The sequence below is a fragment of the Streptomyces eurythermus genome (genome assembly GCF_014649115.1).
GTDB lineage: Bacteria > Actinomycetota > Actinomycetes > Streptomycetales > Streptomycetaceae > Streptomyces > Streptomyces eurythermus.
On sequence record NZ_BMSK01000012.1, the window covers coordinates 71,408 to 89,480 of the forward strand.

The following is an 18,073-nucleotide window of genomic DNA, read 5'->3' on the forward strand; positions in this document are numbered from 1 at the left end:
CGACGGGGTCCGCTCCTCGCGAAGGAGGGGACCCCGTGCGTCGCCGTATCCGGTGTGCGTGCCGTCAGCCGCCGGTCGCGGGCAGGACGGACCCGTGGTACTTGTCCTTGATGAACGCGCGGACCTCGGGTGAGACGAGCAGGCCGGCGAGCTTCTTCACCCGCGGGTCGTCCTCGTGGCCGCGTTTGACGGCGAGGAGGTTGGCGTAGGGGTTGTTCTTCGCCGACTCCAGCAGGATCGCGTCCTTGGTGGGGCTCAGGCCCGCGTCCTGGGCGTAGTTGTTGTTGACGACCGCGGCGTCCACGTCGTCCAGCGAGCGGGGCAGCTGGGCGGCCTCCAGCTCCCTGAACTTCAGGTGCCGGGGGTTGTCGGTGACGTCCCGTGGGGAGGCGTCGGTGCCGGCGCCCGCCTTGAGCTTGATGACACCGCCGGCGGCGAGCAGCTTCAGCGCGCGGCCCTCGTTGGTGATGTCGTTGGGTACGGCGACGGTGGCGCCGTCGGCGAGCCCGGTGATGTCCTTCACCCGGTGCGAGTAGACGCCCATGGGCGGCAGGTAGGGCTTGACGACCGGGACCAGGTCGGTGCCCTTGGACTTGTTGAAGTCGTCCAGGTAGGGCTGGTTCTGGTAGAGGTTGGCGTCCAGCTCGCCCTCCTGGAGGGCGGTGTTGGGCAGGACGTAGTCGGTGAACTCCTTGATCTCCAGCTTCAGGCCGGCCTTGGCGGCGAGGTGGTCCCTGATGTAGGTGAGCACCTCGCCGGCCGGGACGGCGGTGGCGCCGACGACGAGGGTGTCGTCCTTGCCACCGCCCTTGCCGGAGTCCGTGCCGGAGCCGCAGGCGGTGAGGCCGAGGCCGAGGGCCAGGGTCACCACGGCGGCGACGGACGTGCGCATGGCGTCAGTCCCCCTCGGCGGCTCAGAACGACGGGATGACGGAGCCCTGGTACTTGTCCTCGATGAACTTCTTGACCTCGGGCGAGGTGAGGAGCTTGGCGAGCTTGGTCACCCGCGGGTCCTTCTCGTTGCCCTTCTTCACGGCGAGGAAGTTGCCGTAGGGGTTGTCCTTCGGGGACTCCAGGACGAGGGCGTCCTTGGCGGGCTTCAGGCCGGCGGAGATGGCGTAGTTGCCGTTGACCACGGCCGCGTCGACGTCGTCCAGGGAGCGCGGGGTCTGGGCCGCCTCGACCTCCTTGAACTTGAGGTCCTTGGGGTTCTTGGTGATGTCCCGCGGGGTGGCCTCGTTGCCGACGCCGTCCTTGAGGGTGATCAGCCCGTTGGCGGCGAGCAGCTTCAGGGCGCGGGCCTCGTTGACGGCGTCGTTCGGGACGGCGACGGTCGCACCGCTCTTGAGGGCGTCGGCCTTCTTGACCTTGTGGGAGTACAGGCCGAGCGGTTCCAGGTGCACCGTGACGACGGGCACGATGTGGGTGCCGCGCTTGTTGTTGAAGTCGTCGAGGTACGGCTGGTTCTGGAAGTAGTTGGCGCCCACCGAGCCGTCCTCGGTCGCCGTGTTCGGCGTGATGTAGTCGGTGAACTCCTTGACCTCGAGGTCGAGGCCCGCCTTCTTCGCCAGCTTGTCCTTGACGAAGTTGAGGATCTCGGCGTGCGGGGTGGGGCTCGCGGCGACGACCAGCGGGCCGCTGGAGTCGAGGGAGCCGGAGTCCTTGTCGGAGCCGCAGGCGGTCAGCCCGAGGGTGAGGGCCGAGGCGGCGAGGACGGCGGTGGTGAGCTTGGCGGTGTTACGCACGAAAAGTGCCTTTCCTTAAGGGTGGTGCGACCCCGGGTACGAGCGACCGGGGAGCCTGGGGTGCCTTGCGCGACCTCGCTGGTCCAGCGCGTCACGCGACCGTGCTGGTCCGAGCGTCAGGCGACCTTGCTGATCTCGGCCGCCGCGGGCTCCTCGGCCTTCAGCAGGCGGAGCTTGGGGGCCGGACCGGAGCGGGCGCCGCGGCGGTGCAGGGAGCGGGCGGCGAAGTCGCCGGCGAACTGGATGAGGGAGATGACGACGGCGAGGATCGCCACCGTGATCCACATCAGTTCGGTCTCGAAGCGCTGGTAGCCGTAGCGGACGGCGAGGTCGCCGAGGCCGCCGCCGCCGACCGTGCCGGCCATGGCGGAGTAGCCGATGAGGGCGATGATCGTGGTGGTCGTGGAGGCGATCAGCGACGGCAGGGCCTCGGGGACGAGGACCTTGCGGACGATCGTCCAGGTGTTGCCGCCCATGGACTGCACGGCCTCGACGAGTCCCTGGTCGACTTCGCGCACGGCCGTCTCGACCAGGCGGGCGAAGAAGGGGATGCCGCCGATGGCGAGCGGCACGATGGCCGCGGTGGTGCCGATGGTGGTGCCGGTGACCCAGCGGGTGAAGGTCATCAGCGCGACCATCAGGATGATGAACGGCATGGAGCGGCCGATGTTCACGATCTGGCCGATCACCTTGTTGGCGAGGACGTTCTGCAGCAGGCCGCCCCGGTCGGTGAGGACCAGGAGGATGCCGAGCGGCAGGCCGGCGACGACGGCGATCACGGTGGACCAGAGCACCATGGTGAAGGTCTGGCTACACGCGTCCGACAGCAGCGGCTGCATCTCCGACCAGGTCACTTGGCACCTTCCTTCACCAGCGGGGCGTCCTGGCCCACGACGTCGATCTGCAGGCCCTGTTCGCGCAGGAACCCGATCGGGACCACGTTGTCCTCGTAGCGGCCGGGCAGTTCGATGCGCATCCGGCCGACCTGGAGGCCGGCGACGGTGTCGATGGCGGCGCCGAGGATCGAGATGTCGATGTTGTAGGTGCGGGCGAGCTGGGAGACGACCGGCTGGGTGGCGCTCTCGCCGTGGAAGGTGACGTCGAGGACGGTCCGGTCGGCGCCGGTGGCCTCGCCGCCCACCGGGAACAGCGCGGCGGCCAGCGTGGAGCCCGGGGTGGCGAGCAGTTCGCTGACGGTGCCGGACTCCACGATCCGGCCCCGCTCCATGAGGGCGGCGGAGTCGCAGATCGACTTCACGACGTCCATCTCGTGGGTGATGAGCAGGACGGTCAGGCCCAGCTGCCGGTTCAGGTCGCGCAGCAGCTGGAGGATGGAGCGGGTGGTCTCCGGGTCCAGGGCGCTGGTGGCCTCGTCGGAGAGCAGCACCTTGGGGTCGCCCGCCAGGGCGCGGGCGATGCCGACGCGCTGCTTCTGGCCGCCGGAGAGCTGGGCGGGGTATGCCTTGGCCTTGTCGGCGAGGCCGACGAGGTCCAGCAGTTCCAGGGCCTTGCGGGAGCGCTCCTTGCCGGACTTGCCGAGGATCTCCAGCGGCAGCTCGACGTTGTCCTGGACGGTCCGCGAGGACAGCAGGTTGAAGTGCTGGAAGACCATGCCTATCCGGCTGCGGGCGCGGCGCAGTTCCCGGCCGGCCCGGGGGCCGCGCCCGGCGAGGGCGGTGAGGTCCTGCCCGGCGACGGTCACGGTGCCGGAGGTGGGGCGCTCCAGCAGGTTGACGCAGCGGATGAGGGAGGACTTGCCGGCGCCGGACTGGCCGATGACGCCGTAGACCTCGCCTTCGCGGACGTGCAGATCGACGCCGTCGAGGGCGGTGACCTCACGGCCGCGGGTGCGGTAGACCTTGGTCAGGCCCGAGGTGGTGATCACGTGGGTTTCCGTCACTGTCGAGTGCGCGGGCGTGGGTGTGCCCGGGCACGGGTGCATGCGGTTGCGGCATGGAGCGGGGGGTGCGTCTCGTACGGCCTACGGCGCACGGACATGCCACGGGTCTCGCTTCGGGGCGCGAGGCTCAGCTGATGCGGGGGCCCTCTAGAAGGCGCACATTCGACACATCAGGCGACACATACAACGAGCACCGGGCGTCATGGTCGCCTCGGTCGCAAGGGTGCGGCAGCTCGTCGTGGTCATGCGCTCAGTAAACCAGACGGGCGGTCCCGGACGGTCGTCGCTGTCCGGATGGTGGACAGCGGCGGACAGGGTGGGACGGGACCTCAGCCGTGGCGGGATATCGCCACACCCCGGTCGGTGACCAGTGCGGACAAGGCCGACAGGTCGTCGACCACCAGGTCGGCGTCCAGTTCGGCGGCCCGGTGGGTTGTGGCCAACGCCACGGTGGTCATACCGGCCGCGCGGCCGGCCCGCAGTCCGGCGGGGGCGTCCTCGAAGACGACGCAGTGGGCGGGGTCCACGCCGAGCTGCCGGGCGGCCAGCAGATAGGGCTCGGGGTCGGGCTTGCCGCGGGTGACCTCGTCGGCCGAGACCAGGGCCTTCGGGGTGATACCGACGGCGCCCAGGCGGGCCTCGGCGAGACGGCGGGTGGCGGAGGTGACCACGGCCCAGCGGTCCGACGGCAGGGCGGCCAGGAAGTCCCGGGTGCCGGGCAGCAGGCGCACACCCCCGTTCGGCACGTCCTCGACCTCCAGCTGCTCGACCCGGGCGACCGCCTCCGGGACCAGGTGCGCGGGCAGCAGGTCGGCGACGATCTCGGCGGCCGGGCGTCCGTGCAGTTCCACGCGGCCGAACTCCTCGGCGGTGATCCCGTACTCCCGGGCCCAGAGGGACCAGCAGCGCTCGACGGAGTCGAGGGAGGAGACGAGGGTGCCGTCGTTGTCGAACAGGAGGGCGTGGGCGTGGATCGTCATGGCCTTGACCCTACGGCGTTCGGCGGGGGCGGCGGCCCGGGCACGTTTCGGCCGTAATAAGGTCACGGCATGCTCAACGCCCTGATGCTGGTGACCGGGGTCGCCGCGCTCCTGCTCGCCGCCTGGTGCGGCTGGGCCGCCTACCGCGACCAGCCGACGAAGGACTGGCACTTCATCGGCATGGCCGTGGTGTCGGTGCTGGCCCTCGTGCAGCTGGGGGCCGGGATCACGCAGCTGGCGCGGGGCGGGAAGCCGGAACAGGGCACGACGATCTTCGTGGCGTATCTGCTGGGCTCGTTCGCGTGCGTGCCGGCCGCCGGGTTCATGTCGCTGGCCGAGCGGACCCGCTGGGGCTCGGTGACGGTCGCCGCGGCCGGGGTGGTGCTGGCCGTCCTGGAAGTACGGCTCTACGACATCTGGGGAGGCTGAGGTGACGGCGGTTCAGGACAAGCCGGCCCGGCTGATCAGCGGGCCGGGCATGCTGCTGGTCTGGTTCTACGGCGTGATGGTGGTCGGCGCGCTGTCGCGTTCCGTGTACCAGATCTCCACGGAGTTCGACCGGGCGCCGCTGGCGTACACGCTGTCGGCCGTGGCGGGTGTGGTGTACGCGTTCATCACGTACACGCTGGTGCGGGGCGGGGACAGGGCGCGCAGGGCGGCGCTGGTGTGCTGCGCCGCCGAGCTGGCGGGGGTGCTGATCGTCGGCACCTGGACGCTGGTGGAGCCGTCGGCGTTCCCGGACGCGACCGTGTGGTCCGAGTACGGGATGGGGTACGTGTTCATCCCCGTGCTGCTGCCCCTGTCCGCGATGTACTGGCTGCGGAGGGCGCGGGAGCGGAGGGGCGCCTGAGCCGGCCGCGCGGGTGCGGGTCGTCCGTGGCTTGTCGCGCAGTTCCCCGCGCCCCTTCGGGGGCGCTTTTCGTCACGCCGTGGCGACGAAGGCGCCCGCTTCCTTTTCCAGGATGATCATTTCCACGCCGTCGTCGCCCTTGGCCCGGCCCACCGTCTGGTAGCCCACCTTGCGGTACAGGCGGAGGTTGCCCTCGCTGCGGTGGCCGGTGTGGAGGCGGAAGCGGGTGGCGCCGTGCCGCTCGGCCAGTGCGTCCTCGGCCGCACGCAGCAGCCGGGCGCCGATGCCGTGGCCCTGGAGGCGGGGGTGGACGCAGAGCTTGGCGATGGCCGCCGCGCCGTCCTCGGTCACCTTGCCGCGCACCGAGCCGACGACCTCCTCGCCGAGCCGGGCGACGAAGACGCAGTCGCCGGCGACCTCCTGGCGGACGGAGTCCAGGGTCTGCACGAGCGGGTCGATGCGGTAGTTGCCGTACAGCGCGGCCTCGCTCTGGAAGCAGAGGTACTGGAGCCTGAAGATCTGCTCCGCGTCCTGCTCGGTCGCCGCCGAGATGGTCACGCTCATGCCCATGTGCGCACGCCTCCCGCTCACCTGATCACCTGTCGTCCCCCACTCCTATCCCCGCGCTTCGCACGCCGCAACCTCCGGTGTGAGCAATCTCCGCAGACAACCAAGACATCTGGAACGTTCCGGTCCCAGACTGCCCTGTGAGATACCCAACTCGCCCGCGATTTCCCGGTAGGTGAGGTCCTTCGGCGAGAGCAGCGCCTCCATCAGGCGCGGGCAGCGTCCGGGCAGCCGGCGGACCGCCTGGCGCAGGGCGCGGTGGCGGGCGGCGGCCAGGGCGTGCTGTTCGGGCCCGGGGCAGAGGACGTCGGGGGGTTCGCCGTCGTACGGCCCCTCCCGCCAGGTGGCGTGCCGGGAGCGGCGGGCCTCGGCGCGGACGGCCTCGCGCAGCCAGCCGGGCGGGTCCGGCGGCGGCCCGTCGGTGCGCAGCCGCTCCAGCAGCCGGAGCCAGACGGCCTGCTCCAGATCGCCCGGCTCGCTTCCGGAGGCATATGCCTCGGCGGATGCCTCGGCGGTCAGCAGCGGGCGCAGGGCGGCTACCAGGTCGTGGGTCATATGCGGAACGACGAGCCGCCCCGGCGGCGGGTTGCCGGGGCGGCGCACACTCACCCCGAACGGGGGGACGGCCGGTGCGGTGGTTGACGGCGTCAGCCGGCCAGGAAGTCGGCGCGGGCGAGCAGTCCGGTGTCGGGGTTGTCGGTGAAGACGCCGTCGATGCCGGTCGCGAAGTACTTCTCGAAGGCGCCGAGGACATCGCCGTAGCCGTCGGGGGCGCCGCCCTTGCGGTACTCGGCGGGCAGGAAGGGGTTCTCGTTGCGCAGGGTGTAGGGGTGCACGACCAGGCCCACCCGGTGCGCGTCGGAGACCAGCGTGGTGGGCTCGGCCAGGGTGCCGTCCGCCTTCTTCGGGATGACCAGGTCCACGGTGGGTCCGATGCCCTGCGCGTAGCCGGCGATCTCCCGCAGGCCCTTGGGGGTGACGAGGTCGGCGACCGTGCGCGGGTCGTCGGCCGCCACGAAGTCGTAGGGCCGGCTGTTCGCCGAGGAGAGCAGGACGACCAGGGGGTTGTCGACCAGGCGGTTCAGCCGCTGGATGCTGGTCGGTTCGAAGGACTGGAGGATGACCGGGGAGTGTCGGCCGTCCTTGCCGTACTTGCGCAGCAGCTTGGCCACCCGCTCCTCCAGGCCGAGGCCGAGCTCGCGGAAGTAGGTGGGGTGCTTGGTCTCCGGGTAGATCCAGACCTGCCGGCCGCGCCTGCGGGTCTGTTCGTCCTGCCACTTCAGGACCTCTTCGAAGGTGGGGATCTCCCAGCGGCCGTCGTAGAGGGTGTTGTGCGGCCGGTTGGCCGGGACGCGCTCGACGGCGCGCAGCGTCTTCAGTTCGGCGAGGGTGAAGTCCTCGGTGAACCAGCCGGTCGTGGGGACGCCGTCGAGCACCTTGGTGGTCCTGCGGCCGGCGAACTCGGGGTGGGCGGCGACGTCCGTGGTGCCGCCGATCTCCGGCTCGTGCCGGCAGACCAGGTGGCCGTCCTTGGTCGGCACCAGGTCGCCGGCCTCGACCACGTCGGCGCCCAGGTCCAGCGCCAGGTCGTAGGAGCCGAAGGTGTGCTCGGGCCGGTAGCCGCTGGCTCCCCGGTGGCCGATGACCGTGGGCACCGGCAGGCTCTTCAGCCCGCGCCCCGCGCGCCCGGCCGGGCGGGTGCCGTCGGCCCGGGCGGCGCCGGGCAGTCCGAGGACCGCTCCGCCCGCGCCGAGCACCGCGGCGCCGAGCAGCGCCCGCCGTCCCGTCGCCTGCGTGTGCCCGTTGTCCTGGTCGCCGCCCATGAGCGCCCTCCTGCCGTTCGGTTCTGCCGGTGCGCGCCGATCGTAGGGGCGTACACATGACCGAAGGGAGGCCCTTGTTCGAACACCGGGGTGCCGTCGGGTGTCCGGCGGGCGGCGGAGGGTGACGGGGTGTCGGCGGGGGCGGGACCCCGGCCGGCGCGATGTCCGTCACATGCGCACAAGGCTGTTACCCGTCGTCCTGGGCGCGCCACCCCAGGTGAACGCATGTCAATAGTTCGTAAGACCTCGGCGAAGCGGACGCCTCCGATGTGCGCGCGGGCGTGCCCCGCGAGTAATGTCCTCACCTGCACAGACTCATATCGCCCCCTTGACATCGGAGGACCCGTTGTCCCGCTTCGCGCTCATCAAGGCAGTGCTCGGACCGATCATGCGCCTGATGTTCCGCCCCCAGGTGGAGGGCGCGGAGCACATTCCGGGGGACGGCCCGGTGATTCTGGCCGGTAATCACCTCACCTTCATCGACTCGATCGTGCTGCCGCTGGTCACCAAGCGGCAGGTGCACTTCATCGGCAAGGACGAGTACGTCACCGGAAAGGGCGTCAAGGGACGGCTGATGGCCTGGTTCTTCACCGGCGTCGGCATGATCCCGGTGGACCGGGACGGGGCGAACGGCGGTGTGGCGGCGCTGATGACCGGCCGCCGCGTCCTGGAGGAGGGCCGGATCTTCGGGATCTACCCGGAGGGCACCCGCTCGCCCGACGGCCGGCTGTACCGCGGCCGCACCGGTATCGCCCGGCTGACCCTGATGACCGGCGCGCCCGTGGTGCCGTTCGCCATGATCGGCACCGACAAGCTCCAGCCGGGCGGCAAGGGCTTCCCGCGGCCGGGCCGGGTCACCGTGCGGTTCGGCGAGGCCATGGAGTTCTCGCGCTACGACGGCATGGACCGGGACCGCTACGTCCTGCGGGCGGTGACGGACTCGGTGATGACCGAGGTGATGCGGCTGTCCGGGCAGGAGTACGTGGACATGTACGCCACCAAGGCGAAGGCCGCCTGAGACCCCGGGGCGAGCGCGTGCCGCCGCTCGCCCTCCGCCTGCCGGTGGAATCTGCCCCCGACACATAGGGCATTCGGCCGCATTACCGGGCCACCTGACCACCCAACATGTCTTATTTAGACATGTTCACACCTTCTCGGCGTATCCTGCTCCGCACCCCCCTCGCCGCCGCCGGCGCTGGATTCCTGGCAGCCTGCACCGGTTCCGGCCCGGAGTCCGGCTCCGGGCCGGAACACCCCGGCGGCGGGGAGAGGTTCGTCCCGGCCGGGCCCCGAGGCTTCGTCAATCCCTCGGATCCCGAGGTGCTGGCCGCCGAACGCAGACGCGGGGCCGGCCGCGAGCGCGTCTTCCGGTTCACCGCCGCGCAGGCCGAGCTGGACCTGGGCGGGCACTCCGTGCGGACGTGGGCGTACAACGAGGAGGTGCCGGGCCCGCTGCTGCGGGTCACCGCCGGTGACGTGCTCGACCTGACCCTGGCCAACCGGCTGCCCGAGACCACCACCCTGCACTCCCACGGGGTGCGGCTGCGCTGCGACATGGACGGTGTCCCGGACCTGACCCAGCGCGCCATCCACCCGGACACCGACTTCCGCTACCGCTTCACCGTCGCGCACCCGGGAACGTATCTGCTGCACTCCCACGTCGGGATGCAGCCCGACCGGGCCCTGTACGCGCCGCTCGTCGTGGAGGATCCCAAGGAACCCCTCTCCTACGACAAGGAGTGGGTCGTGGTCCTGGACGACTGGCTCGACGGCGTGGAGGGCTCCACCCCCGAGAACGTCCTGGAACAGCTCAAGCCCGGCGGCGCCATGGACATGGGGGGCATGGCCATGGGCCCCGGCCACCCGACGAAGGAGCACCACCCGGCGCCGTCCAAGAAGTCCACCGGCCCCAACCGGGTGCTGCACAAGTCCCACAGCCGCATGCTCAACGGGGAGGGCGGCAGCGTCGCCTACCCGCACTACCTCATCAACGGCCGGCTGCCCGACGCGCCGTCGGTGTTCCGCTGCCGCCCCGGGGAACGGGTGCGGCTGCGCATCATCAACGCCGGTTCCGAGACCGCCTTCCGGGTGGCGCTGGGCGACCACAGGATGACCGTCACCCACACCGACGGCTACCCGGTGCGGCACAAGGAGACCGACGCGCTCCTCGTCGGCATGGCGGAGCGGTACGACGTGCTGATCACCGCCCGGGACGGCATGTTCCCGCTGGTCGCGCTGCCCGAGGGCAAGAAGGGCAGGGCCCTCGCCGTCCTGCACACCGGCAAGACGCGCAAGTCCCCGCCCTCCGGCGACGTCCGCCCGCGCGAACTCGACGGCAACACCGTCCCCGCCCGCCGTCTGCTGCCCCACGAGTCCGTGGCCCTGGACGACCGGGAGCCCGACCGCGAGGTGCGCATCCGCATCACCGGGACGATGGCGAAGTTCGACTGGGGGTTCGACCACAAGACCTACACCCCGCAGCAGCGCCACGCGGTCCGCGCCGGTGAGCGGGTGCGGCTCACCCTCATCAACGCCACCGACATGTGGCACCCGATGCATCTGCACGGGCACACCTTCGCGGTGACCGGGCTGGACTCCGCGGGCGCCCGCAAGGACACCGCGCTGGTGCTGCCGCACCGCAAGCTGGTGCTCGACTTCGACGCCGACAACCCGGGGCTGTGGATGCTGCACTGCCACAACCAGTACCACTCGGAGAGCGGGATGATGACGGTCCTCGGCTACAAGAAGTGAGGGCGGCGCGGCCGGCTCCCCCGGCCCGGTCGGCTCACGCCGCGCCGTCCAGCTTCTGGCCCCGCAGCAGGAACCACGCCACCGCCGAGGCCGTCAGCAGGACCGCCGCACCCGCCGCCGAGGCCAGGTGGAGGCCGTGCACGAAGGCCTCACGGGCCGCGTCGAGCAGCGCCTCGGCCTGGTGCGGGGGCAGGTGCGCGGCGTCCTGCACCGCCGCGCCCAGCGACTCGTGGGCTCCGGCCGGGGTGCCGGTCGGTCCCGTGAAGTCGCGGTAGACGCCGGTCACGATGGAGCCCAGCAGGGCGATGCCGAGGGCGGCGCCCAGTTCGTACGCCGTCTCGGAGACCGCCGAGGCCGCGCCCGCCTGGTCCTTCGGGACGCTGGAGAGGATGACGTCGGCGGTCACCGTGAAGGAGAGGCCCGCGCCGACGCCGACCACCAGCAGGGCGGCGCCGAGGACGGGATAGCCGGCGCTCTGGCCGAGCGTGGTCAGCGCCGCCAGGGCGACCCCGACCGCGGCCAGGCCGCCCGCGACCACCGCGCGGACCGAGAAGCGCCGGGCCGCGCGGCCCGCGACCAGACCGGCCGCCACCGCGCCCACCGCGGCGGGCAGTTCGGCCAGGCCCGCCTCGAACGGGGGGCGGTCCTGGACGAGTTGCAGGAACTGGGAGAGGAAGAACACCAGGCCGGACATGCCGAGGACGGTCAGCAGGTCGGCGAGGACCGCGCCGCTGAAGCCGCGCCGCCGGAACAGCCGCATGTCCAGCAGCGGCACCGGCATGGTCAGCTGGCGGCGGACGAAGCCGTACAGCGCCGCCGCGCCCAGCAGGCCGGCGCCGAGGGCCGGCATGGAGAAGCCGTGCGCCGCTGCCTCCTTGACCGCGTAGACGAGGCCGATCATGCCGGCCAGCGACAGCAGCACGCTGATCAGGTCCCACGGGCCCGGGTGCGGGTTGCGGGACTCGGGCAGGGTGCGGACGCCGACCAGCACCAGGACGGCCATCACCGGCAGGTTGATCAGGAAGACCGAGCCCCACCAGAAGTGCTCGAGGAGGAATCCGCCGGCGATCGGGCCGACGGCCATGCCGGCGGAGGCGGTGGCGCCCCAGATGCCGACGGCCAGGCTGCGTTCGCGCGGGTCGTGGAAGATGTTGCGGATCAGGGCCAGGGTGGCGGGCATCAGGGTCGCGCCCGCGACGCCGAGCAGCGCCCGGGCCAGGATCAGCAGCTCGGGCGTGGTGGCGTAGGCGTTGAGCACGGACAGCGCGCCGAACGCGGTGGCGCCGACGAGCAGGATCCGCTTGCGGCCGATACGGTCGCCGAGGCTGCCCATGGAGACGAGCAGACCGGCGATGACGAAGGAGTAGACGTCGCCGATCCACAGCAGCTGGGTGCCGGAGGGGTGGAGGTCTTCGCTGATGTAGGGGGTCGCCAGGCCGAGGACGGTGGCGTCGACGGCCACCAGCAGCACGGCCAGGACGAGGACGGACAGCGCCAGCCAGCGGCCCGGGCGCTTCACCGCCTCGGTCGTCCGGTCCGGCCGCAGGGTGCTGGTCATGGTTCCTCTCTTCGCAGAGCGCCGCCGAGCAGCAGCTCGGCGATCATGGTCGGGAAGTCCCGGGAGGCCACCCGGCCGTCCAGGGTGGCCCAGGCGCACGAGGCGATGAGCCCGTACAGCGCCTCGGTGAGCCAGACCGGGCTGAGATCGATACGGAACTCGCCGGCGCGCTGACCGCGCTGGAACAGGGCGCCGATCCGGGCGTCCAGGCGCTGCCAGCCCTCGTTGAGCCCGTCGCCCTCCCACAGCTGGTTCTCGCCGTAGAGGAACGACAGCAGTCCGGCGGCCGGCTGGATCTCGCGGACCAGCCGGCGCACGGCCTCGGCCGCGGGACCTTCTTCCGGCCGGGCGCGGTCCAGCGCGCCCTCGCACTCGGCGATGCCGAGCTGTTCCAGCGCCCTGACGAGCGCGTCGCGGCCGGCGAAGTGGCGGTGCAGCGTGGCCCGGCTGATCCCGGCGGCCTTGGCGACCTCGTCCATGGTCGCGGTGGATCTACGGGTCAGCAGGGCGGCTGCGCTGCGCAGCACGTGGTCACGGTCGATGGCCATGAGACAAGAGTAGCCCAGATGAGACATTGACGTCTCATTCTGGGCGCGCGTGACTCATTTCCCCGGCTCGCGTGGGCTCTGCGTCAGTGCCAGGGCAGCTGCCGGCGCCGCTCCCAGTAGGCGCCCGGCTCCTCCCGCAGCGAGGCGAGCCGGGCCAGCCGGTCCGGGTCCAGGTCGACGGCCGGGGCGTGCAGATTGGACAGCAGCTGGGGGACGGTCGCGGCGCCGGAGAGGACCACGCCCGCCCACGGCCGGCGCAGGATCCAGCCGAGGGCGACCGCGTCACAGCCGAGCCCGGTGGCGGCGGCCACGGCCTTGAGGGCGTCCGGGGCGTGCGGTCCGGCCAGCCGGCCGTTCGCCATGCCCTCCTTGACGATCACGGTGAGCCCGGCCTCGTGCGCCTCGGCGAGGGCGGGACCGGCCGAGGTCTCCAGGAGGTTGTACGTCGACTGGACGGTACGGAAGAGGGGCTGCCCGCCGACCGTGACGGCGAGGGCCGCGCGGATGGTGTCGGCCTGGGCGGGGCCGCTGGTGGAGAAGCCGACGGTGAGGCCCTGGGCGGCGGCCTCCGCGAGCCTGGCGTGCAGGTTCCTGTCGGTCAGGGCCGGGCTGTCCGGGGTCACCGAGTGGATCTGGTAGAGGTCGAGCCGGTCGCCGAGCAGGGCGTCGGTCTCGGCGCGCTGCCGGTCGTAGGCGGCGGTGCTGTGGTCCTTGACCTCGTGCGTCTCGGCGTCCGCCGACCAGCCGGCGGTGTAGGTGTAGCCCCATTTGCTGCCGATGACCACGTCGTCGATGCCGGGGTGGGCGTCCAGCCAGTCCGCGAGGAACTCCTCGGAGCGGCCGTAGGAGCGGGCGGCGTCGAAGTAGCGGACGCCCTGGGCGTAGGCGGCGTCGAGGAGGGCGTGGGTGCGGGTGCGCAGCGCCTCCACGCCGCGGTCCTCGCCGAGGTCCCTGTCCCGGCCCAGGTTGATGTAGCCGGGGCGGCCCACCGCGGCGAGGCCGAGGCCGATGTGGCAGGTGGGGGTGGTCGCTGTCGCCAGGCGGGCGAAGGGCATCGCGGGGTCCGTTCGGTCGGGTCCGGTACGACTTCGACCAACGTAACCCTGGATGACCTTCGCCCTTGGAGGGGCGCCGCCCTCAGCCCTTCTTCTTCGCGTCCGCCCACTCGTGCTGACGTGCCACGTCCGCCTTGACCTCCGCCAGCTGGACCGCCACCGCGCTCGGGGCCGTACCGCCGCGGGCGCTGCGGGAGGCGAGGGCGCCGGGGACGTTGAGGACCGTGCGGACCTCGGGGGTGAGGTGGGGGGAGATCTTCGCGAACTGCTCGTCCGTGAGGTCGTCCAGTTCCTTACCCTCGGCCTCGGCGGCCTTGACGCACTCCCCCGCGACCTCGTGCGCCACCCGGAACGGCACGCCCTGCCGGACCAGCCACTCGGCGATGTCGGTGGCCAGCGAGAAGCCGGCCGGGGCCAGCTCCTCCATGCGCTCGCGGTGGACGGTGAGCGTGGCGATCATGCCGGTGAAGGCGGGGAGCAGCACCTCCAGCTGGTCGCAGGAGTCGAAGACCGGCTCCTTGTCCTCCTGGAGGTCGCGGTTGTAGGCGAGGGGCAGGGCCTTGAGGGTCGCCAGCAGGCCGGTCAGGTTGCCGATCAGGCGGCCGGACTTGCCGCGGGCCAGCTCGGCGATGTCCGGGTTCTTCTTCTGCGGCATGATCGACGAGCCCGTGGAGAAGGCGTCGTGCAGGGTCACGAAGGAGAACTCCTTCGTGTTCCAGATGATGATCTCCTCGGCGATCCGGGAGAGGTTCACGCCGATCATCGCGGTGATGAAGGCGAACTCCGCGACGAAGTCCCGGGAGGCGGTGCCGTCGATGGAGTTGCCGGCGCTGCCGTGCTCGAAGCCGAGGTCCCGGGCGACCGCCTCCGGGTCCAGGCCCAGGGAGGAGCCGGCGAGGGCGCCGGAGCCGTAGGGCGAGACGGCCGTCCGCTCGTCCCACTGGCGCAGCCGCTCGGCGTCCCGGGACAGGGACTGGACGTGGGCGAGGACGTGGTGGGCGAAGAGCACCGGCTGGGCGTGCTGGAGGTGGGTGCGGCCGGGCATCGCCACGTCCGGGTGGGCCTCGGCGAGGGAGATCAGGGCGTCCTGGAGGTCGGCGATCAGGCCGCCGATGATCCGGGCGTGGTCGCGCAGGTACATCCGGAAGAGGGTGGCGACCTGGTCGTTGCGGGACCGGCCGGCGCGCAGCTTGCCGCCGAGGTCCGGGCCGAGCCGCTCCAGCAGGCCGCGCTCGAGGGCGGTGTGCACGTCCTCGTCGGCGATGGTGCCGACGAAGGCGCCCGACGCGACGTCCGCTTCGAGCCGGTCGAGGCCGGCCAGCATCCGGGTCAGCTCGTCCTCGGTGAGCAGCCCCGCCTGGTGCAGCACGCGCGCGTGGGCGCGCGAGCCGGCGATGTCGTAGGGCGCGAGCCGCCAGTCGAAGTGGACGGACGCGGACAGCTTCGCCAGGGCCTCGGCGGGTCCGTCGGCGAAACGGCCGCCCCAGAGCCGTACGTCACCGCTGTTGCTGCTCACTTGGGTTGCTCCTCGAAGCTCGTGATGTGCCACCGCCTCCCCACGATCCGGGCGGGGAGGCGGCTGTCGGGCTGATGCGGGGGAGGTGACCCTCGCGGGTTGCGTCAGGCTCCGCCTGCCAGATCACGCCGCGCGGCGATCTTCGACGACAGGCTGTAGATGTCGATGAAGCCCTTGGCCGCGGACTGGTCGAAGGTGTCGCCCGTGTCGTAGGTGGCGAGGTCGAAGTCGTACAGCGACTCCTGGGAGCGCCGGCCGGTGACGACCGCGCGACCGCCGTGCAGGGTCATCCGGATGTCGCCGGAGACGTGCTGGTTGGCCTCGTTGACGAAGCCGTCCAGGGCGCGCTTGAGCGGGGAGAACCACTGGCCGTCGTAGACCAGTTCGCCCCAGCGCTGGTCGACCTGGCGCTTGAAGCGGGCGAGTTCGCGCTCGACGGTGACGTTCTCCAGCTCCTGGTGGGCGGTGATCAGGGCGATCGCGCCGGGGGCCTCGTACACCTCGCGGGACTTGATGCCGACCAGGCGGTCCTCGACCATGTCGATCCGGCCGATGCCCTGGGCGCCGGCGCGCTCGTTGAGCTGCTGGATGGCCTGGAGGACGGTGACGGGCTTGCCGTCGATCGCGACCGGGACGCCCTCCTTGAAGGTGATGACCACCTCGTCGGCCTCGCGGGGGGAGGCCGGGTTGGAGGTGTACTCGTAGATGTCCTCGATCGGGGCGTTCCAGATGTCCTCCAGGAAGCCCGTCTCGACGGCGCGTCCGAAGACGTTCTGGTCGATGGAGTACGGGGACTTCTTGGTGGTGGCGATCGGGAGCTGCTTGGCCTCGCAGAAGGCGATCGCCTTGTCCCGGGTCATGGCGTAGTCGCGGACCGGGGCGATGCACTTCAGGTCGGGGGCGAGGGCGACGATGCCGGCCTCGAAGCGGACCTGGTCGTTGCCCTTGCCGGTGCAGCCGTGGGCGACCGTGGTGGCGCCGTGCTTCTTGGCGGCGGCGACCAGGTGCTTGACGATGGTCGGCCGGGACAGGGCGGAGACCAGCGGGTAGCGGTCCATGTACAGGGCGTTGGCCTTGATCGCCGGGAGGCAGTACTCGTCGGCGAACTCGTCCTTGGCGTCCGCGACCTCGGCCTCGACGGCACCGCACGCGAGGGCGCGCTTGCGGATGACGTCCAGGTCCTCGCCGCCCTGGCCGACGTCGACCGCAACGGCGATGACCTCGGCGCCCGTCTCCTCGGCGATCCAGCCGATGGCGACGGAGGTGTCCAGTCCGCCTGAGTAGGCGAGTACGACGCGCTCGGTCACGGGTTTCTCCTCACAGTGCATTCGCTGATATGCATGAGTATGCAGGGCTCTGCATGATTCGTCAATCAGCCTTGAGTGTGAGGAATACTTAGACAGTCGAAGGAATCTCGGCGATACTCGGCGGACATGGGAAAGACCTACGAGCGCATAGACGGCAGACTGCGCGCCTTCATCGAGGAACAGCCGCTCTTCTTCACCGCGACCGCCCCGCTCTCCGGCGACGGCACGGTCAACCTCTCCCCCAAGGGGCTCAAGGGCTCCTTCGTGGTGCTGGACGAACGCACCGTGGCCTACCTGGACTTCGCCGGATCCACCGCCGAGACCATCGCCCATCTGCGGGAGAACGGGCGGATCACGCTGATGTGGTGCGCCTTCCAGGGCCCGCCCAACATCGTGCGCGTGCACGGCCGGGGCGAACCCGTCTTCCGGGACGACCCGCGCTTCCCGGACTTCATCGCCCGCTTCCCCGACATCGACCACACCGCGCACGGGCTGCGCGCCGTCATCGTGGTGCACGCCGACGTGGTCCGCGACTCCTGCGGCTACGCCGTCCCCTTCATGGCGTACGAGGAGGACCGCGATCTGCACGGGCGGCGCTTCGCCCGCGAGGACGACGCCTCGCTGAGCGCGTACTTCACCAAGAAGGAGCACATCGCGACCAGCCTGGACGGACTGCCCGGGCTGCCGTTGCCGCTGCCGCCCTCTAGCGTCTGAGGCATGCGCCCCGGTGTGGTCCTCGCCCTCGTGTCCGTCTCCTGTCTCGCCCTGCTCGGCGCCGCCCCCGGCCGGGACCCGGCACCGCTGCCGGCCCGGATGGCGGACACCGGCGGCGGCTCCCAGCTGATCGTCGCCCAGGCCCCGGACACCGGCGCCACCGAGGGCACGGTCGGCTGGTGGGACCTCGAGGACGGCCGGTGGGTCCAGGCCGGATCCGCGCCGGCCCGCTTCGGGGCGGGCGGGCTGGTCGAGGGCACCACCCGCAAGCAGGGCACCGAGACGACCCCGACCGGCCTGTACGACCTCCCGTTCGGCTTCGGGACCGAACCGGCGCCGGCCGGGACGAACGTGGAGTACCGGGCCGTGAGGGACAGTTCCTGGTGGTGCCAGGACAACGACTCGCGCTCCTACAACCGCTGGACCGACCCGCTGCCCGCCGACTGCCGCGCCGCCGAGTCCGAGCACCTGGCCGACTTCGGGGAGCAGTACGCCCGCGCCCTGGTCATCGGCTTCAACTACGACCGGCCCGTGCGCGGACGCGGCGCCGGGATCTTCCTGCACGTCAACGGGCGCGGGGCGACGTCCGGTTGTGTGTCGGTGCCCAAGGACGCGATGGAGCGGATCCTGCGCTGGGCGGTGCCGGACCGCGGGCCGCACATCGCGGTGGGGACCGAGGACGGGGCCACCGCCGTCACCCGCTACTGACGCGCCCCGAACGCGCCGCTGAACACCCGGCGCGCCCGGCACGTATCCGTG

The 18,073-nt window shown here is 71.5% G+C and carries 19 protein-coding genes; 6 read left to right on the forward strand and 13 right to left on the reverse strand.

The window, feature by feature from the left end; all coding sequences use genetic code 11:
• Window positions 1-64: 64 nt before the first annotated feature.
• The 5 genes from IE251_RS23005 to IE251_RS23025 all read right to left on the reverse strand — a co-directional run bounded on the left by IE251_RS23005 (window position 65) and on the right by IE251_RS23025 (window position 4,625).
• Complete coding sequence (locus IE251_RS23005; protein WP_189754903.1) at window positions 65-892, reverse strand: MetQ/NlpA family ABC transporter substrate-binding protein; 828 nt, start codon at window positions 890-892, stop codon at window positions 65-67.
• A gap of 22 nt (window positions 893-914) precedes the next feature.
• Window positions 915-1,745, reverse strand: a complete 831-nt coding sequence (locus tag IE251_RS23010) for a MetQ/NlpA family ABC transporter substrate-binding protein (RefSeq protein ID WP_189754904.1) — start codon at window positions 1,743-1,745, stop codon at window positions 915-917.
• Window positions 1,746-1,861: 116 nt separating this feature from the next.
• A complete protein-coding gene (locus IE251_RS23015) occupies window positions 1,862-2,599 on the reverse strand; it encodes a methionine ABC transporter permease (RefSeq protein WP_189754905.1) in 738 nt (245 codons plus the stop codon).
• Window positions 2,596-3,687 carry a methionine ABC transporter ATP-binding protein gene (locus IE251_RS23020; protein ID WP_234471108.1) on the reverse strand — a complete coding sequence of 364 codons (1,092 nt, stop codon included), beginning with the start codon at window positions 3,685-3,687 and terminating at the stop codon, window positions 2,596-2,598. The genes IE251_RS23015 and IE251_RS23020 overlap by 4 nt, the downstream gene beginning before the upstream one ends.
• A 287-nt stretch (window positions 3,688-3,974) precedes the next feature.
• Window positions 3,975-4,625, reverse strand: a complete 651-nt coding sequence (locus IE251_RS23025) for an HAD family hydrolase (RefSeq protein ID WP_189754907.1) — start codon at window positions 4,623-4,625, stop codon at window positions 3,975-3,977.
• Window positions 4,626-4,694: 69 nt separating this feature from the next.
• Here IE251_RS23025 and IE251_RS23030 point away from each other — a divergent pair, with 69 nt between their 5' ends.
• Both IE251_RS23030 and IE251_RS23035 read left to right on the forward strand, forming a co-directional pair.
• Entirely contained in the window at window positions 4,695-5,054 is a 360-nt protein-coding gene (locus IE251_RS23030; protein ID WP_189754908.1) for a hypothetical protein, read from the forward strand.
• Between the two features lies 1 nt (window position 5,055).
• Window positions 5,056-5,475 carry a hypothetical protein gene (locus IE251_RS23035; protein WP_189754909.1) on the forward strand — a complete coding sequence of 140 codons (420 nt, stop codon included), beginning with the start codon at window positions 5,056-5,058 and terminating at the stop codon, window positions 5,473-5,475.
• A 72-nt stretch (window positions 5,476-5,547) separates the two neighbouring features.
• Here the strand turns inward: IE251_RS23035 and IE251_RS23040 are convergent, their stop codons facing one another.
• The 3 genes from IE251_RS23040 to IE251_RS23050 form a co-directional block, all read right to left on the reverse strand.
• Window positions 5,548-6,045, reverse strand: a complete 498-nt coding sequence (locus IE251_RS23040; protein WP_189755096.1) for a GNAT family N-acetyltransferase — start codon at window positions 6,043-6,045, stop codon at window positions 5,548-5,550.
• A gap of 45 nt (window positions 6,046-6,090) precedes the next feature.
• Window positions 6,091-6,597 (reverse strand): RNA polymerase sigma factor, encoded by a 507-nt coding sequence (locus IE251_RS23045; protein WP_189754910.1) that lies wholly within the window; start codon window positions 6,595-6,597, stop codon window positions 6,091-6,093.
• 92 nt (window positions 6,598-6,689) lie between these two features.
• A complete protein-coding gene (locus IE251_RS23050; RefSeq protein ID WP_189754911.1) occupies window positions 6,690-7,865 on the reverse strand; it encodes a glycerophosphodiester phosphodiesterase in 1,176 nt (391 codons plus the stop codon).
• 346 nt (window positions 7,866-8,211) lie between these two features.
• Between IE251_RS23050 and IE251_RS23055 the strand changes: the two genes are divergently transcribed.
• Entirely contained in the window at window positions 8,212-8,883 is a 672-nt protein-coding gene (locus tag IE251_RS23055; RefSeq protein WP_030781125.1) for a lysophospholipid acyltransferase family protein, read from the forward strand.
• Between the two features lie 122 nt (window positions 8,884-9,005).
• Window positions 9,006-10,616 carry a multicopper oxidase family protein gene (locus IE251_RS23060; protein ID WP_189754912.1) on the forward strand — a complete coding sequence of 537 codons (1,611 nt, stop codon included), beginning with the start codon at window positions 9,006-9,008 and terminating at the stop codon, window positions 10,614-10,616.
• A gap of 34 nt (window positions 10,617-10,650) precedes the next feature.
• On the opposite strand, the gene IE251_RS23065 is transcribed toward IE251_RS23060, so the two are convergent.
• From IE251_RS23065 to IE251_RS23085, 5 genes are all read right to left on the reverse strand, one after another.
• Window positions 10,651-12,174: an MFS transporter gene (locus IE251_RS23065; RefSeq protein ID WP_189754913.1), complete on the reverse strand. Its 1,524-nt coding sequence runs from the start codon at window positions 12,172-12,174 to the stop codon at window positions 10,651-10,653.
• Entirely contained in the window at window positions 12,171-12,722 is a 552-nt protein-coding gene (locus tag IE251_RS23070; protein WP_189754914.1) for a TetR/AcrR family transcriptional regulator, read from the reverse strand. Before IE251_RS23070 ends, IE251_RS23065 begins: the two co-directional genes overlap by 4 nt.
• Window positions 12,723-12,805: 83 nt before the next feature.
• Entirely contained in the window at window positions 12,806-13,777 is a 972-nt protein-coding gene (locus IE251_RS23075; protein ID WP_189754915.1) for an aldo/keto reductase, read from the reverse strand.
• 82 nt (window positions 13,778-13,859) lie between these two features.
• Window positions 13,860-15,293 (reverse strand): argininosuccinate lyase, encoded by a 1,434-nt coding sequence (gene argH, locus IE251_RS23080; RefSeq protein ID WP_189754916.1) that lies wholly within the window; start codon window positions 15,291-15,293, stop codon window positions 13,860-13,862.
• 104 nt (window positions 15,294-15,397) lie between these two features.
• Window positions 15,398-16,600 (reverse strand): argininosuccinate synthase, encoded by a 1,203-nt coding sequence (locus IE251_RS23085; protein WP_189754917.1) that lies wholly within the window; start codon window positions 16,598-16,600, stop codon window positions 15,398-15,400.
• Between the two features lie 126 nt (window positions 16,601-16,726).
• On the opposite strand from IE251_RS23085, the gene IE251_RS23090 reads away from it, so the two are divergent.
• Window positions 16,727-17,314, forward strand: coding sequence for a pyridoxamine 5'-phosphate oxidase family protein (locus IE251_RS23090; protein ID WP_189754918.1), 588 nt, complete (start codon window positions 16,727-16,729; stop codon window positions 17,312-17,314).
• A 3-nt stretch (window positions 17,315-17,317) separates the two neighbouring features.
• Entirely contained in the window at window positions 17,318-18,022 is a 705-nt protein-coding gene (locus IE251_RS23095; protein ID WP_189754919.1) for a L,D-transpeptidase family protein, read from the forward strand.
• The last annotated feature ends 51 nt before the right edge of the window (window positions 18,023-18,073 follow it).